At 64.2% G+C, this 12,846-nt stretch carries 17 protein-coding genes; 1 reads left to right on the top strand and 16 read right to left on the bottom strand.

From position 1 onward, the window contains the following. Positions 1-49 precede the first annotated feature (49 nt). From NKJ75_RS18260 to NKJ75_RS18200, 13 genes are all read right to left on the bottom strand, one after another. Positions 50-277: a DUF2274 domain-containing protein gene (locus NKJ75_RS18260; protein ID WP_023716200.1), complete on the bottom strand. Its 228-nt coding sequence runs from the start codon at positions 275-277 to the stop codon at positions 50-52. 1 nt (position 278) lies between these two features. After that, a complete protein-coding gene (locus tag NKJ75_RS18255) occupies positions 279-1,523 on the bottom strand; it encodes a TraB/TrbI/VirB10 family type IV secretion system protein (RefSeq protein ID WP_023694970.1) in 1,245 nt (414 codons plus the stop codon). After that, a complete protein-coding gene (gene trbG / locus NKJ75_RS18250; protein ID WP_023829991.1) occupies positions 1,520-2,659 on the bottom strand; it encodes a P-type conjugative transfer protein TrbG in 1,140 nt (379 codons plus the stop codon). Before trbG ends, NKJ75_RS18255 begins: the two co-directional genes overlap by 4 nt. Then, a complete protein-coding gene (gene trbF, locus NKJ75_RS18245; RefSeq protein WP_352463671.1) occupies positions 2,656-3,339 on the bottom strand; it encodes a conjugal transfer protein TrbF in 684 nt (227 codons plus the stop codon). Before trbF ends, trbG begins: the two co-directional genes overlap by 4 nt. 2 nt (positions 3,340-3,341) lie before the next feature. Next, complete coding sequence (trbL, locus tag NKJ75_RS18240; protein WP_286487420.1) at positions 3,342-4,703, bottom strand: P-type conjugative transfer protein TrbL; 1,362 nt, start codon at positions 4,701-4,703, stop codon at positions 3,342-3,344. Position 4,704: 1 nt separating this feature from the next. Next, complete coding sequence (gene trbK-alt, locus NKJ75_RS18235) at positions 4,705-5,100, bottom strand: putative entry exclusion protein TrbK-alt (protein ID WP_023731538.1); 396 nt, start codon at positions 5,098-5,100, stop codon at positions 4,705-4,707. 10 nt (positions 5,101-5,110) lie between these two features. Beyond that, the gene (trbJ, locus tag NKJ75_RS18230) at positions 5,111-5,869 is read right to left on the bottom strand and encodes a P-type conjugative transfer protein TrbJ (RefSeq protein ID WP_023825257.1); all 759 of its coding nucleotides are present in this window, start codon (positions 5,867-5,869) and stop codon (positions 5,111-5,113) included. Continuing rightward, positions 5,866-8,319, bottom strand: coding sequence for a conjugal transfer protein TrbE (gene trbE, locus NKJ75_RS18225; protein ID WP_352463672.1), 2,454 nt, complete (start codon positions 8,317-8,319; stop codon positions 5,866-5,868). Before trbE ends, trbJ begins: the two co-directional genes overlap by 4 nt. A 14-nt stretch (positions 8,320-8,333) precedes the next feature. Then, positions 8,334-8,600 (bottom strand): VirB3 family type IV secretion system protein, encoded by a 267-nt coding sequence (locus NKJ75_RS18220; protein WP_352500017.1) that lies wholly within the window; start codon positions 8,598-8,600, stop codon positions 8,334-8,336. A gap of 29 nt (positions 8,601-8,629) precedes the next feature. Beyond that, positions 8,630-8,923 (bottom strand): TrbC/VirB2 family type IV secretion system protein, encoded by a 294-nt coding sequence (locus tag NKJ75_RS18215; protein ID WP_352463697.1) that lies wholly within the window; start codon positions 8,921-8,923, stop codon positions 8,630-8,632. A gap of 35 nt (positions 8,924-8,958) precedes the next feature. Further along, positions 8,959-9,975 carry a P-type conjugative transfer ATPase TrbB gene (gene trbB, locus NKJ75_RS18210; RefSeq protein WP_352463674.1) on the bottom strand — a complete coding sequence of 339 codons (1,017 nt, stop codon included), beginning with the start codon at positions 9,973-9,975 and terminating at the stop codon, positions 8,959-8,961. A 439-nt stretch (positions 9,976-10,414) separates the two neighbouring features. After that, entirely contained in the window at positions 10,415-10,690 is a 276-nt protein-coding gene (locus tag NKJ75_RS18205; protein ID WP_352463675.1) for a phosphatase PAP2 family protein, read from the bottom strand. Continuing rightward, positions 10,687-10,956 carry a phosphatase PAP2 family protein gene (locus NKJ75_RS18200; RefSeq protein WP_352463676.1) on the bottom strand — a complete coding sequence of 90 codons (270 nt, stop codon included), beginning with the start codon at positions 10,954-10,956 and terminating at the stop codon, positions 10,687-10,689. Before NKJ75_RS18200 ends, NKJ75_RS18205 begins: the two co-directional genes overlap by 4 nt. Positions 10,957-10,958: 2 nt before the next feature. Between NKJ75_RS18200 and NKJ75_RS18195 the strand changes: the two genes are divergently transcribed. Next, positions 10,959-11,471, top strand: coding sequence for a DUF2127 domain-containing protein (locus NKJ75_RS18195; protein ID WP_352463677.1), 513 nt, complete (start codon positions 10,959-10,961; stop codon positions 11,469-11,471). A 140-nt stretch (positions 11,472-11,611) separates the two neighbouring features. On the opposite strand, the gene NKJ75_RS18190 is transcribed toward NKJ75_RS18195, so the two are convergent. The 3 genes from NKJ75_RS18190 to NKJ75_RS18180 all read right to left on the bottom strand — a co-directional run bounded on the left by NKJ75_RS18190 (position 11,612) and on the right by NKJ75_RS18180 (position 12,841). Further along, positions 11,612-11,929, bottom strand: coding sequence for a helix-turn-helix domain-containing protein (locus tag NKJ75_RS18190; RefSeq protein WP_023707464.1), 318 nt, complete (start codon positions 11,927-11,929; stop codon positions 11,612-11,614). Further along, complete coding sequence (locus tag NKJ75_RS18185; protein ID WP_502902893.1) at positions 11,926-12,273, bottom strand: type II toxin-antitoxin system RelE/ParE family toxin; 348 nt, start codon at positions 12,271-12,273, stop codon at positions 11,926-11,928. Before NKJ75_RS18185 ends, NKJ75_RS18190 begins: the two co-directional genes overlap by 4 nt. A 112-nt stretch (positions 12,274-12,385) precedes the next feature. Next, complete coding sequence (locus tag NKJ75_RS18180) at positions 12,386-12,841, bottom strand: ribbon-helix-helix protein, CopG family (protein WP_352463679.1); 456 nt, start codon at positions 12,839-12,841, stop codon at positions 12,386-12,388. Positions 12,842-12,846: the final 5 nt, after the last annotated feature.

The following is a 12,846-nucleotide window of genomic DNA, read 5'->3' as shown; positions in this document are numbered from 1 at the left end:
CCATGAATGGGAGGCGCGACTGACCGGTTCGACTTCGGTCCCCAGGCCCTTAGCCAGCACTTTCCGAACGCTTTGCCCTGGCAAAGCCCCGATCCGTCGCAATGAACCGCTCCAACATCGCAACGATGAGGCGCGGCGCATCGGCGGGCCGGTGCCCCGCTTCGCGGCCGAGGATCTCGGCATAAGCGGTCAGGTCACGGTGCAATGCCGCGGGAAGCTCCACCATGACCTTGACAGGTTTGTCGTCAGCGATTGGCCCCAGTTTCAGCTTGGCCATTTCAGCCTCCATAAGGTTCAAGCACGAGATCGCGCGTGACGATGACGCGCACCGGGTATCCCGGTCGGATGGTGAGTGTCGGCGCTATATTGAGCTGCCGCTGCACGATCTGCTGGCCTGTCTGGCTGATGCTGTCGGAAGCACCCTGACGAAGAGCGCGCATGATGTCGCTCTCCTGGCCCGATGAGCCTGCCTGCGCGCCGATGCTCAGAACCGTGGAGAGCGCTGCAGCCTTGAAGAGCTCGCCCCAGTGATAGTCAACGCCGTCCTCGAGCCCAGCATAGCCTTCCGCGTCCGCGCCAGGCTGACGTTCCAGAATGATGGAGCGGCCGTTCGGAAAAATCAGTCTGGTCCAGACCAGCAACACGCGACGCTGGCCGAAGCCGACACCATTGTCATACTGGCCGATGAGGCGCGTCCCCTGCGGAATGAGACGGACTTGTCCGGTGGGGCTGTCATAGACATTCTCCGTCACCTGCGCGGTAATCTGACCCGGCAGGTCGGAGCGAATGCCGGTGATGAGGGCGGCCGCGATGACAGCGCCCGCCTGCAGGACGTTTTTTGACGCCGGCGCCGCGACGCGATCAGGCGAGACGGTTCGCTTGTCCGCCGGCTGATCAAGGAACGCGCGCTGCCGGTCCTGCGCCGAGGGCGTGGCCGGCTGCGGCGCGAACCCAAGGCTGGAGAGATCAGGCCGTGGCACGGTTTCTGTCGTGACTTGAGCGACGGTCGTGTCACTTGCAGGCCGCGTTTGCGTGGACGCGAACAAGCGCGCCGTCCTCGCCGCTTCCAGTTCCTGCTCCCGGCGCTGCTCCTCCTGGTCCAGTCCAACGGGACCTGTTGATAGCGCGGGGCCGCCATTCTGCGCGGCGAGGATCGGGCGGCCGAGATCGCCGGGAAGCGGTGGGCCAAGCTTTGGGACGCCTGCATAGTCCTTTGGCAGGCCGGCGAGCCCATCGGGCGTCGAGCGATTGTCGGTTGAGTACAGCTCCTGACCCTGGCCTTGTTGACGGTTCTGCAGCGCGTAGATCAGCGCACCGCCGACAGCGAGGCTTGCGGTGAGCCCCAACGCGGCCAGCGCCTTGCGGGACAGACGCGTCACCCGCGGTTGCTCGGCGCGCAGCCGCATGGCTGCGGCCGGCTCGCCTGTCAGGGGCCGGGCGTCATCCTCGACCGACGCCTCCGGCCGGGCGTCATCCGCCGGCCCCCGGCCCTCTTCCTTCCCTGGATCCAATCTGTCGCTCATGATGACGACCCTCCCCTGTTTGTTCGGAGGGACGTCGCTTGCGGGGTCTCACCAGGGCCACGCATCCATGAAAATCGACTGCTCTTCACCCCATCGGTGCGGGAGATGCGGATGCGCTGCTGGTTCTTGCCGGCGCCGAAGCGCAACTCGGCGGCGGCAAACAGCCGGTCGACGATCATGTAGTTGCCGCGCACGCGATAGTTGACCAGCTCGGACGTGTCACCGTCCGGCCCGACGACGAAGAGTGGCGGCATCTCGCCCTGGCCGATGCCCCGCGGGAATTCGATGAACACCTGCTTACCATCGTCGAAGGCGCGCAACGGCCGCCAGGGTGCGCGATCGCCAGTCACGTCGTAGCGGAAATTGACGCGAGAAAGATCGATGCCCGTCGAGACCGGCTGCACAGCTTCAGCCTCTTGGTTCTGACGCCGCAAAGCGATGAGTTGGTCCTGCGGATATTGCCAGGAAACCGATGCCATATAGGTCGACGGCGTCGAGCGCAGTTCCATGTGATAGGTCCGCCGATCGGTGTTGATGACGAGATTGGTGAGAAGGTCGGCGCGCGTCGGCTTGACGAGGATGTGGACCTGCTTGGCGCCGCCCGTACCGCTCTCGGTATCGCCGATGATCCAGCGCACGGTGTCGCCGGCGGCGACGGGACCGGAGCCGACGAGCTGCTCGCCGGGCTGCAGCGCGATGTCGGTGATCTGCCCCGGCGAGGCATAAACCTGATAGAGCGCGCCATCGACGAACGGATAGACCTGCATCGAGTTGATGAAGCCGTTGCGGACAGGCTGGACGCGCGCGGCCGCATTGGCCAGGTTCACGCGCGCGGCCGGATCGGTCGGTTCCGGGTCGGGCTTTGCGGCCTTGCCGACCGGCTTCAACTGGCCTGGAAGCGGCAGCGGCTTGGACAGCTCCACCACCTTGACGGGCGGGGGCGGATCGACCGCCTGCACGGCCGGGACCGGATCGTCATAGGAAATCTCCGGCGGCTTCTGCCTGGTGGCACAGCCCGCAAGCGCCGAGGTCAAAAGCAGAAGTGCTGGAAAGGCCATTTTGCGTAAGGCCGGCATTGCGCGAACGAGGAAAGCCGGACACCCCCGGGGGGCGGTGTTGCAGAGTGCGGGCATCATTGTCCAAGCTCCTTCGACCAGTTGATGGCGTTGATGTAGATGCCGAGCGGATTCTTCCTCAGCGTGTCGGCGTCGCGCGGGGGCTGCATGACAATGGTGAGAATGGCCGACCAGCGCTCCGTGGAAGCGAGTGATCCATCCTGATAGCGGCGTTCGATCCAGGCGATGCGGAAGCTCGCCGGCGATGCGCGGATGACCGACGACACGTCGACGGCGACCTGCTGTTTGCCGACCTTGGTGAACGGGTCATTGGCGCGCGCATAGTCGTTGAGGGCCAGCGCCCCGCTCTTCGTCGCGAAGTCATAGGCGCGCAGCCAGTTCTGCCGCACGATGACCGGATCGGCGGGGATCGACCTCACCTGTTCGATGAAGTGTGCCAGGTAGAAGGCAATCTGCGGATCGCTCGGCTGATAGTCGCCGATCGCGGGTCCCACGGCCTGCGCCTGGCCGAGACGATCGACCTGCACCACCCAAGGCACGATCGAGCCTTTCGCGGATTGCCAGATGAGCGCTGCGAAGAAGCCCGCGGCGAGCGCCAGGCAACCGAAAGCCATATACCGCCAGTTGCGCGCCTGCACGCGAGCGGAACCGATGCGCTCGTCCCAGACCTGCGCAGCACGCTGGTAGGGCGTCTCGGGTTGTGGGGATCTGCCGTAGTGCGTGGACGGTCGTTTGAACATGCTTAGTCTCTTTCAGAGAGGTTGATCGAGGAGCCGCCGCCATGGCTGTCGCCACTGCGGACAGCGTGGGCGGCGGCCTGGACGCCATGGGACATCTGTTGCGAGCGCTTCATGCGCTTCGCCCAGGCAGGCTGACTTTCAGTGGCGGAGGACGCAACGGGAGCGGAGCTGGCTTCGGGCGCGTTCGCGCCGATTGTGCCAGCCGTGGAGGATCCGCCTGTCGTCTGGAAGGCAGCGCGAGCGCCGGACTGGAAGCTCTGCTTCATGCTGCCTGCCGCATTATTTGCCGCTCGCTTCAGCGGTGAGATGGCGCCCTGCGCGCCGGCGCTGATGACACCGCCGAGCCCGGATGCGACGCCGGAAAAGCCTGACTGTCCCGCCGCGCCGAGGCCGTAGGCTGTGGATGCCCTGCCCGCGGTGGCGGCACCGCCACGGGCCGCCGTTGCAGCACCGCTGCTGACAGCCACGCCTCCGGACACGATGGCGCCGCCGGCCGCTGTGCCCACTGCTGCCATGCCGCCGGCGGCGAGCCCGGTGCCGACCGCCGCACCCGCGCCGAGCTGCGGGCCGCCGGAGACGAGACCGTTGGCGATACCAGGTCCAAATATGCCAAGGCCGAGCAGCGACAGCGCGGCCAGCACGATCGCCATGGCGTCGTCGATCGACGGCGTGGTCCCGCCGAATCCGGAAGTGAACTCGGAGAAAAGGGTTGAGCCGATGCCGATGATGACGGCGAGCACGAGCACCTTGATGCCGGACGAGATGACGTTGCCAAGCACCCGCTCGGCCATGAACGCGGATTTGCCGAACAGACCGAAGGGTATCAGCACGAAACCGGCGAGCGTCGTCAGCTTGAACTCGATCAGGGTGACGAAGAGCTGGATCGCCAGGATGAAGAAGGCCAGCAGCACCAGCGCCCAGGCGAAGAACATGCAGGCGATCTGGATGAAGTTCTCGAAGAAGGACCAATAGCCCATCATGTTCGAGATCGAGTCCAGCAACGGCCGGCCGGCATCGAGCCCGGTCTGCGCCACCTTGCCCGGGCGCATGAGATCGTTGACGGTAAAACCCGTACCCGAGGCCTTCAGGCCAAGCCCGGCGAAGCTTTCGAAGACGATGCGGGCGAGATTGTTCCAGTTGGAAATGAGGTAGGCGAAGACGCCGACGAAGAGCGTCTTCTTGACGAGGCGCGCCATGATGTCCTCGTCGGCACCCCAGGACCAGAAGAGCGCCGCCAGCGTCACGTCGATGACGATCAGAGTTGTGGCGATGAAGCCCACCTCGCCGCCGAGCAGGCCGAAGCCGCTGTCGATGTAGCGTGTGAAGACTTCGAGGAAATGGTCGATGACGCCCATGCCACCCATGTCAGCGCGGCTCCGGCCGAGGCGGCTCGACCTGCATCGCGGGAGCGGTCACATCCGTCCCCTCCCCTTCTTGCCGGTCGCCTGACGCGGGCACATTCGGAAACAGCGTTGTCGGCGCTACCGGCGCAGGCGCGGTTGCCGAGTCACGTTGACGGAGAAACCGGCGCCGGCTCTCTGCCCAGGCTTTCAGACAACCGGGATCGCGAGGACCGGCCTCGCCGATCCCGGAACAGCGGCGCAATTCGAACGCGAGCAGGTCTTGTGACGCGGTGGAACGGTCCCGTGTCCCAAGGGCGTCAGGCTCATCGTCCTTGCTGCTCATCTCGATCGCGGTCACTGTCAAAGCGACCGCGATGAAGACGACCGCACTGACACGAGCGAGGATCTTGCCATCCATCGCTCCGGCCTCAGTTCTTGCCATAGAACATCTGCGCACTGCCGGGTTGGTAGCCCGAGCCCTGCGTCAGGAAGCGGCGGCGCTGCTCCCGGCCCTGGTCGGCGGCGGTGGCCTGCTCGGCCGATTGCAACGCTTGCGCCCGACCATTCGCGGCGACGACAGCGGTGAGATCGGCAAGCTGCTGCGCCTGAAGCCCGAGGAGCTGGTTGCCGGCCTGTGTTGCCTGAAGCGCGCCCGTCGCACCCTGGCTTTGGCCGACCAGTGCCGACATCTCACTGCGATTGGTGTCAATGTTGCCGACGACGCCCGCCTGCACACGCATGGCATCCTGAAGGCCACCAACCGTGTTGCCCCAGCGCGAGCGCGCGTCGGCGACGAGTTGCTGGTCCGAAGCCGATAGCGAGACGTTGCCGTATTTCTGCTGGAAGGCCTGATCGATCTGCCGCACGTCATAGGCAACGTTCTGCGCCTGACTGAGCAGTTGCTGCGTACGCTGCACGGACTGCTGAAGCTGTTCCAGCGAGGAGAACGGCAGGCTTGCGAGATTGCGCGCCTGGTTGATGAGCATCTGCGCCTGGTTCTGGAGCGAGGTGATCTGGTTGGTGATCTGTTCGAGCGAGCGCGCTGCCGTCAGGACGTTTTGCGAATAGTTCGAGGGATCGAAAACGATGATGGCGTGTGCCGGCGTCGCCAGGAAGGGCGAGAATGCGGCGGGTGCGACAAGCAGTGCGGCGGCGAACCGCATGCCAAGGGAACGGCGCAGTTTCATGGGGACTTCTCCTTGTTGGTGAGGGCGGGGCTGGTTAGGGCGGGAACAAGTTCAGCGGCCCAGCCGACGCCACGATGGCTAAGCCAGGCTGCGAGGAATCCGTCGCGGCCGTGCTCGGCGAAGATGCGTGCGATCGCGGCCTGGTCGGTCTTCGAGGACACAGCGCAGAGCGCGAGCCCCACATCCGACAGACCGAGCTCGAACAGCCGGTTGCCGCGTCGGGACTGGCAGTAATAGTCGCGCTTCGGCATCGCCCGCGCGATGATCTCGATCTGCCGATCGTTGAGGCCGAAGCGACGATAGATCGCCGTGATCTGCGGCTCGATGGCGCGCTCGTTCGGCAGCAGAAGACGGGTCTGGCAGCTCTCGATGATCGCGGGCGCGATTGCCGAGCCGTCAATGTCGCTGAGCGACTGCGTGGCGAAGATGACGCTGGAGTTCTTCTTGCGCAGCGTCTTCAGCCATTCGCGGAGCTGGCCGGCAAAGCCCTCATCGTCCAGCGCAAGCCAGCCTTCGTCGATGATGAGGAGGGTTGGCGAGCCATCGAGCCGGTCCTCGATGCGATGGAAGAGATAGGACAGGACCGCGGGCGCAGCACCCGTTCCGATCAGCCCTTCGGTTTCGAATGCCTGGACCGACGCCGATCCGAGTTGCTCGCGCTCGGCATCGAGCAGGCGGCCGTAGGGACCCCCAACGCAATAGGGGCGCAGCGCCTGCTTGAGATCATTTGATTGCAGCAGGACGACCAGACCGGTGATGGTGCGCTCCTCGACAGGCGCGGACGCCAGGGAGCTCAACGCCGTCCAGATATGCTCCTTGACCTCAGGCGTCATCGCCACGTTCTCCCGCGTCAGGATCGACACGATCCAGTCGGCGGCCCAGGCGCGCTCGGGGACATGATGAATGCGGGCGAACGGCTGAAGGCTGACGCTGTCGATCGCCCCATCACTGAGATCGCCGCCGAGATCATGCCAGTCGCCGCCCATGGCGAGTGCCGCCGCGCGGATCGAGCCGCCGAAATCGAAGGCGTATACCTGGGACCCTGCATAGCGGCGGAACTGCAGCGCCATCAGTGCCAGCAGCACGGACTTGCCCGCGCCGGTCGGGCCGACGATCAGCGTGTGGCCGACGTCGCCGACGTGAAGCGAAAGCCGGAACGGGGTCGAGCCTTCGGTCTTGCCGAAGAGCAGAGGGGGCGCTGCAAAATGCTCGTCCCGCACCTCGCCCGCCCACACCGCGGAAAGCGGAATGATGTGGGCGAGATTAAGCGTGGAGATGGGAGGTTGACGGACGTTGGCGTAGACGTGACCCGGCAGGCTGCCGAGCCAGGCGTCAACGGCGTTGATGGTTTCGATGATCGCTGTGAAATCGCGGCCCTGGATGACCTTTTCGACCCGGCGCAGTTTTTCGTCGGCGGCGTGGGGATCATCGTCCCACACCGTCACCGTCGCGGTGACATAGGCCATGCCGGCATAGTCGGCGCCGAGCTCCTGCAGCGCCATGTCGGCGTCGGCGGCCTTGTTTGCGGCGTCGGTGTCGACGAGGACGGACGCCTCGTTGGTCATCACCTCCTTGAGGATCGCCGCGACCGACTTGCGCTTGGCGAACCATTGACGGCGGATCTTTGTCAGCAGCCTGGTGGCATCGGTCTTGTCGAGCAGGATCGCGCGTGTCGACCAGCGATACGGAAAGGCCAGCCGGTTCAGTTCGTCGAGCAGACCCGGCGTGGTCGCGGTCGGGAACCCCGTGACCGTGAGAATGCGCAGATGCGACGCTCCAAGCCGGGGCTCGAGCCCGCCGGTCAGCGGCTGATCGGCCAGCATGGCATCGAGATACATCGGCGTTTCGGGCACGCGGACACGGTGGCGATTGGCCGAGACGCAGCCATGCAGATAGGTGAGCGTCTCGGCGTCATCGAGCCAGCGGCACTCCGGCATGAAGGCTTCGACAAGGCGCAGGACGCGGTCGCTGCGGTCAGTGAACCCGGTCAGCACCGCATTGGGGTCGAGGCCCCTCTTCTCGCGGCCTTCGTAGAGCCAGCTTTCCGCTCGCGCAGTATCTTCGGCGGGCGCGAGATAGGTGAGCGTCAGGAAGTAGCTGGACTCGAAATGCGCGCCAGCCTCCTCGAAGCCCGCCTTGCGCTCCGCGTCGACCAGCGTCGAGGCCGCATCCGGAAAGCTGCTGTCGGGATAACGGGTCGAGGCATGGCGCTGCGCCTCGACGAAGATCGCCCAACCGGAGCCGAGACGGCGGAAGGCATTGTTGAGGCGGCCGGCGACGGCAACCAGTTCGGCCGGAACGGCGCTGTCGAGATCGGGACCGCGAAAGCGCGCGGTGCGCTGGAAGCTGCCGTCCTTGTTGAGGACGACGCCGGCGCCGACCAATGCCACCCAGGGCAGGAAGTCGGCGAGCCGGCTGCTACGGTTACGATATTCGGCAAGGTTCATCATCGGCGCGACCTCGCTTAGGCCGTGAGACGCGCGGGGATGCGCAGATGCCGGCGAACGACGTCGACGAAGAGCGGATCGCGCTTGGCGGCCCAGACGGCGGCAACATGGCCGATCGCCCAGATGACGATGCCGACGAGCCACAGACGCAGCCCCAGCCCCACGGCGCCCGCAAGCGTCCCGTTCATGATGGCAATGGCGCGCGGGGCGCCACCGAGCAGGATCGGCTCGGTCAGCGCCCGGTGCACGAGGACCGCATAACCCGGCACTGCGTAGTCCGGCATTGACCCGCTCTGTTCGACCGAACCCGCCATCAGACCAGCGCTCCGCCGCCGAACGAGAAGAACGACAGGAAGAAGCTCGACGCCGCGAAAGCGATGGACAGGCCGAACACGATCTGGATGAGCCGGCGGAAGCCGCCCGACGTGTCGCCGAAGGCGAGTGTCAGGCCCGTGACGATGATGATGATCACCGCCATGATCTTGGCGACCGGGCCCTCGATCGACTGGAGGATCTGTTGCAGCGGTTGTTCCCACGGCATCGACGAGCCGGAGGCAAAAGCGGGCGCGGCCATCCCCAGGATGAGCGTGGGAACGAAAACTGTCATGGCGAGAGGATGGCGAGCGAGGCGCAGGCGTTGGATCACGGATTTTCTCCTTCAGGGCTTTGGATGTGCAAGGTCGGGCTGTCGCCGCTCGCGAGGACGGCTGGCGCGACCTGGTAATCGCCGTCCGGGCGCAGGCCATCGACACGGGCGAGTTCGGACAGCCGGCGCGCGGAACCGCGGCCGGAAAGGACGGCAATCAGGTCGATCGTCTCCGCGATCAAAGCGCGCGGGACCGTGACGACGGCTTCCTGGATGAGTTGCTCCATGCGTCGGAGCGCGCCGGTGGCGCTGCCGGCGTGGATCGTGCCGAGGCCACCGGGGTGGCCGGTGCCCCAGGCCTTGAGCAGCTCGAGCGCCTCGGACCCGCGCACCTCGCCGACCGGAATGCGGTCGGGGCGCAGGCGCAGCGATGAGCGAACGAGATCGGAGAGCGACGCGACGCCGTCTTTCGTGCGCATCGCCACGAGATTTGGCGCGGCGCATTGCAGTTCGCGCGTATCCTCGATGATGACGACGCGATCGGCGGTCTTGGCCACTTCAGCGAGCAGCGCGTTGATCAGCGTGGTCTTGCCCGTGGATGTGCCGCCAGCGACGAGAATGTTCGCCCGGTTGGCAACGCCCTGGCGCAGCGCGTCCGCCTGCTGCGCCGACATGATCCCCGCCGCGACATAGTCCTCAAGGGTGAAGATGGCGACGGCGGGCTTGCGGATCGCGAAGGCGGGCGCCGCGACGACGGGAGGAAGAAGCCCCTCGAACCGCTCCCCCGTCTCGGGCAGCTCGGCCGAGACGCGTGGCGCGCCGGCATGGACTTCGGCACCGACATGATGAGCGACGAGCCGAACGATACGTTCGCCGTCCGCCGCCGACAGACGCTCTCCAGTGTCGGATAGTCCCTCGGACAGGCGATCGATCCACAAACGCCCATCGGGGTTGAGCATCACTTCGACGATGCCCGCATCGTCGAGATAGCGCGCGATCGCGGGTCCAAGCGCTGTGCGCAACATGCGTGCGCCGCGCGCCAGACCTTCTGAATTGTGAGGCGAAGCTGCCATCCTGTCCCCGTTTCGATCCGGGGGAACATGGGCGGCCCCTGGACGGGGATGATTAAGAGAGCCACATCTCGAGTGGTTTCAACACCTATGTCGAGGCGTAGTGGCGTAGCGTGCAAATACAGGCGGTCGGCGGGATGTCCGGCGACCAGCATTGACGATCTCGCCTCAAATCTCTTAGGCGTCACTTAGCTCTGGGCAATTCTTCTGCTCGGTTCCAGCATCCAGGTAATCCACTGCCGGTCCCTCCTTTCCTGCCAAGCTCTCCAGATTGGGACAAAGCTTCGGCTCGGAACCCGCCATGGGGATCCGCCAAGCCGCGCCAATCCGCCTGCCAGTTACGTGTCTGCATTGCTGCCCTGGCTGACCAAGCGACACCATTGGAGGTCAGGAGGCGCTTCAGGCTTGCGCCTCTGGAGGAAGGGAAGCTCCTCCCGTCGATCTAAAAAATGTTGGTCACCAGTTTGTCCAACCGGGAGTTCTCGCGGTAAGCCAATCGCACCACAATGGCCCCAAGGACCCCAGTGATGGCACCGCCGATCACGTCGGTGACATAGTGGGTGCCGATATAGATTCTCGACCAGCAAATCAGGAATGCCATAATGATGAATGCCAGCGCCCGGCGCGGCAGAGCTTGCATCGCGAAGGCTGCAACGATCGCAAAGCTTGCAGTCGCGTGGTCTGACGGGAACGACCAATCGGCGCTGGGCGCAATCAACAGATGCGTGACTCCGGCATCGTAGGGCGTACTCGATGCACGAACAGAAGAATGAGCTGGTTGATCGCGAGACCCAGCAGGAACGCCAGACCGGTCGACAAGGCCGCGTGTCGAACGTGATAGCGGTCGACTTTCACCCACCACTGCAGAACCACAGCCAGCACCATGACCGGAACGCCTATTTGTGAGACGCCGATCATTGCCCTATCAAGCACCGGGTGAAGCCCGGCTACCGCGTTGATCCAATGGGTGAGAGTTGCATCCATTCTTGCTTGCTTCCGTTGTTGTCGATCGCGAGGTGAATTTTGTCGACGAACGTCGCATTCATCAGATTTTTGAAGTCAGCGTCTGGCTCAAGGGTGCGCACGCCCTGATCGAATGCCTTGGCGGGGTCCTGCTTTATCTCGTCAGCACAAACACCATTGCCTCGTGGGTCAATGCCTTCACCCAAGACGAATTGATCGAAGATCCGAATGATTTCATAGCTGGCTATCTGTCGCAGATGGCACGCCATTTTTCGATCGCCAGCAAGGAGTTCTACGCCTTCTACCTCCTTAGCCACGGCCTGATAAAGCTGCTCCTGGTCGTTGGGCTTTTGCGAGACAAGCTGTGGTCGTATCCGGCTTCGCTCGCGGCGCTGGGAGCGTTCATGATCTATCAAGTCTACCGCTATTCCTACACCTACTCTCCGGGCCTACTCGTGCTGACCGTCTTCGACGCGGTCGTCATGGTGCTGATCTGGCACGAATGGGGTGTAATGCGGCGGCACAGGCTCGCATAACAACGGGTTATCCGCCTTGCCTTGTTCACGGTGATTGACCGCAGACCAGCAAAGAATGGCCGAGGCGGGCCGACCCACTATGCTGCAAGAACGTCGGTGGGATAGAAATCAATTGTGGGCTCTTCGGCAAAGCCGTCTGTTCAAGCGGCCTCAGCACGAGTTGACCGTCGAGGCTTGTGGCGAACCACCACGTCGACCTTGTAGTCGAGCCGGTCCAGACACCTAACCAGCCTGTCTATTGAAAACTTCCCCGTTCGTCCGGTGACGATCGCGGAGACGTCCGGCTGCTTCATTCCGAGCAGTTCAGCCGACTTCGCCTGGGTCAGGCGCCGGCGCTTGATAATGGCGCGGATCTCGCGGGCCAGCTTGGCCTTGAGCAATTCCTCTTCGGGATTGTCAAAGCCGAGGTCCGCAAACACGTTTCCGCTGCTCACTTCGGCGGTGATGTCTTCTGTCATGACTTTGTTCCTTTCCCATAGTTTTCGCGGTAATGCGCCTCGGCCGCCTTCAATCGCACTGTCACGAGATCGATTTCTTGCTTGGGCGTCTCCCTGCCCTTCTTCGACTTCTTCTGGAAGCAATGAAGGACATAGATCATACCAGCGAAGCGGACGGTGTAGACGGCGCGGTAGGTATCTCCGTCGAAATCGTCGACCACCTCGAGGATGCTGCGGCCCCCAAACCCTTTCAGGGCTTTGACAGCCGGGTGCTCCTCGCCATTCTGGGCGTCGTTGATTGCGACACCCATCAACCGGCGAACATCGACCGGAAACTCGCGCAGATCATCCTTCGACGACCCCATCCATACTGCGGGCTTTTGGTTTTTCATTCTTCCTTGCCTTATAGCATACAGACTATAATTCTCAACGAAAAATCCTGATCGAGGTTTGCAAAATCGCGGTCCGCCCGCCCATTTATCCCACGGGCCTGCCGGGCTGGTTTGCGTCCACGCCGCCATCGATATCCTCGGAGATCTCCTGTCGGAGCTTTGGACCTCTCGCCAGGCGCCGGCCGAGCGCGGTGACGAAGGCATCATAGCGCTCGCCAGCCTTGGCGTGGGCGGCCTGCGCCGCGGGCTCGGGCAAAGACGGCGTCGTCGCCAGCCAGAAGCGGACGAAAACTGCGAGCGTCTCCACGGCAATCGCGACATCGCGCTCCTGGCGTGTCATACGGCGATCGAGCTGGTCAAGCCGCTTGGTGATCGCCGCCTCCTGCCGCTCGGCGGCATCGGGTGAGAGAAACGACTCGATGGCCGCCTCCGCGACGAGCGACCGTGAAAGATCACGGCGCGCCGCATGTTCGGCCAGCCTGCTCATGACCTTCGGATCGAGATAGACGGACAGGCGTTGCTTGCGAGGTGGCTTTACCATGGCAG

It is taken from the genome of Mesorhizobium sp. M0058, from assembly GCF_040323095.1.
GTDB lineage: Bacteria > Pseudomonadota > Alphaproteobacteria > Rhizobiales > Rhizobiaceae > Mesorhizobium.
Note: the sequence above shows the minus strand (reverse complement) of the source record. Positions and strands in the feature narration are given on the sequence as shown.

What these genes read in the sequence shown, in the direction of transcription:
- NKJ75_RS18260 (WP_023716200.1), bottom strand. Translation starts at nt 277, where the DNA reads ATGGCCAAGCTGAAACTGGGGCCAATCGCTGACGACAAACCTGTCAAG.
- NKJ75_RS18255 (WP_023694970.1), bottom strand. Translation starts at nt 1,523, where the DNA reads ATGAGCGACAGATTGGATCCAGGGAAGGAAGAGGGCCGGGGGCCGGCG.
- trbG (WP_023829991.1), bottom strand. Translation starts at nt 2,659, where the DNA reads ATGATGCCCGCACTCTGCAACACCGCCCCCCGGGGGTGTCCGGCTTTC.
- trbF (WP_352463671.1), bottom strand. Translation starts at nt 3,339, where the DNA reads ATGTTCAAACGACCGTCCACGCACTACGGCAGATCCCCACAACCCGAG.
- trbL (WP_286487420.1), bottom strand. Translation starts at nt 4,703, where the DNA reads ATGGGTGGCATGGGCGTCATCGACCATTTCCTCGAAGTCTTCACACGC.
- trbK-alt (WP_023731538.1), bottom strand. Translation starts at nt 5,100, where the DNA reads ATGGATGGCAAGATCCTCGCTCGTGTCAGTGCGGTCGTCTTCATCGCG.
- trbJ (WP_023825257.1), bottom strand. Translation starts at nt 5,869, where the DNA reads ATGAAACTGCGCCGTTCCCTTGGCATGCGGTTCGCCGCCGCACTGCTT.
- trbE (WP_352463672.1), bottom strand. Translation starts at nt 8,319, where the DNA reads ATGATGAACCTTGCCGAATATCGTAACCGTAGCAGCCGGCTCGCCGAC.
- NKJ75_RS18220 (WP_352500017.1), bottom strand. Translation starts at nt 8,600, where the DNA reads ATGCCGGACTACGCAGTGCCGGGTTATGCGGTCCTCGTGCACCGGGCG.
- NKJ75_RS18215 (WP_352463697.1), bottom strand. Translation starts at nt 8,923, where the DNA reads ATGACAGTTTTCGTTCCCACGCTCATCCTGGGGATGGCCGCGCCCGCT.
- trbB (WP_352463674.1), bottom strand. Translation starts at nt 9,975, where the DNA reads ATGGCAGCTTCGCCTCACAATTCAGAAGGTCTGGCGCGCGGCGCACGC.
- NKJ75_RS18200 (WP_352463676.1), bottom strand. Translation starts at nt 10,956, where the DNA reads ATGGATGCAACTCTCACCCATTGGATCAACGCGGTAGCCGGGCTTCAC.
- NKJ75_RS18190 (WP_023707464.1), bottom strand. Translation starts at nt 11,929, where the DNA reads ATGACAGAAGACATCACCGCCGAAGTGAGCAGCGGAAACGTGTTTGCG.
- NKJ75_RS18185 (WP_502902893.1), bottom strand. Translation starts at nt 12,273, where the DNA reads ATGGGGTCGTCGAAGGATGATCTGCGCGAGTTTCCGGTCGATGTTCGC.
- NKJ75_RS18180 (WP_352463679.1), bottom strand. Translation starts at nt 12,841, where the DNA reads ATGGTAAAGCCACCTCGCAAGCAACGCCTGTCCGTCTATCTCGATCCG.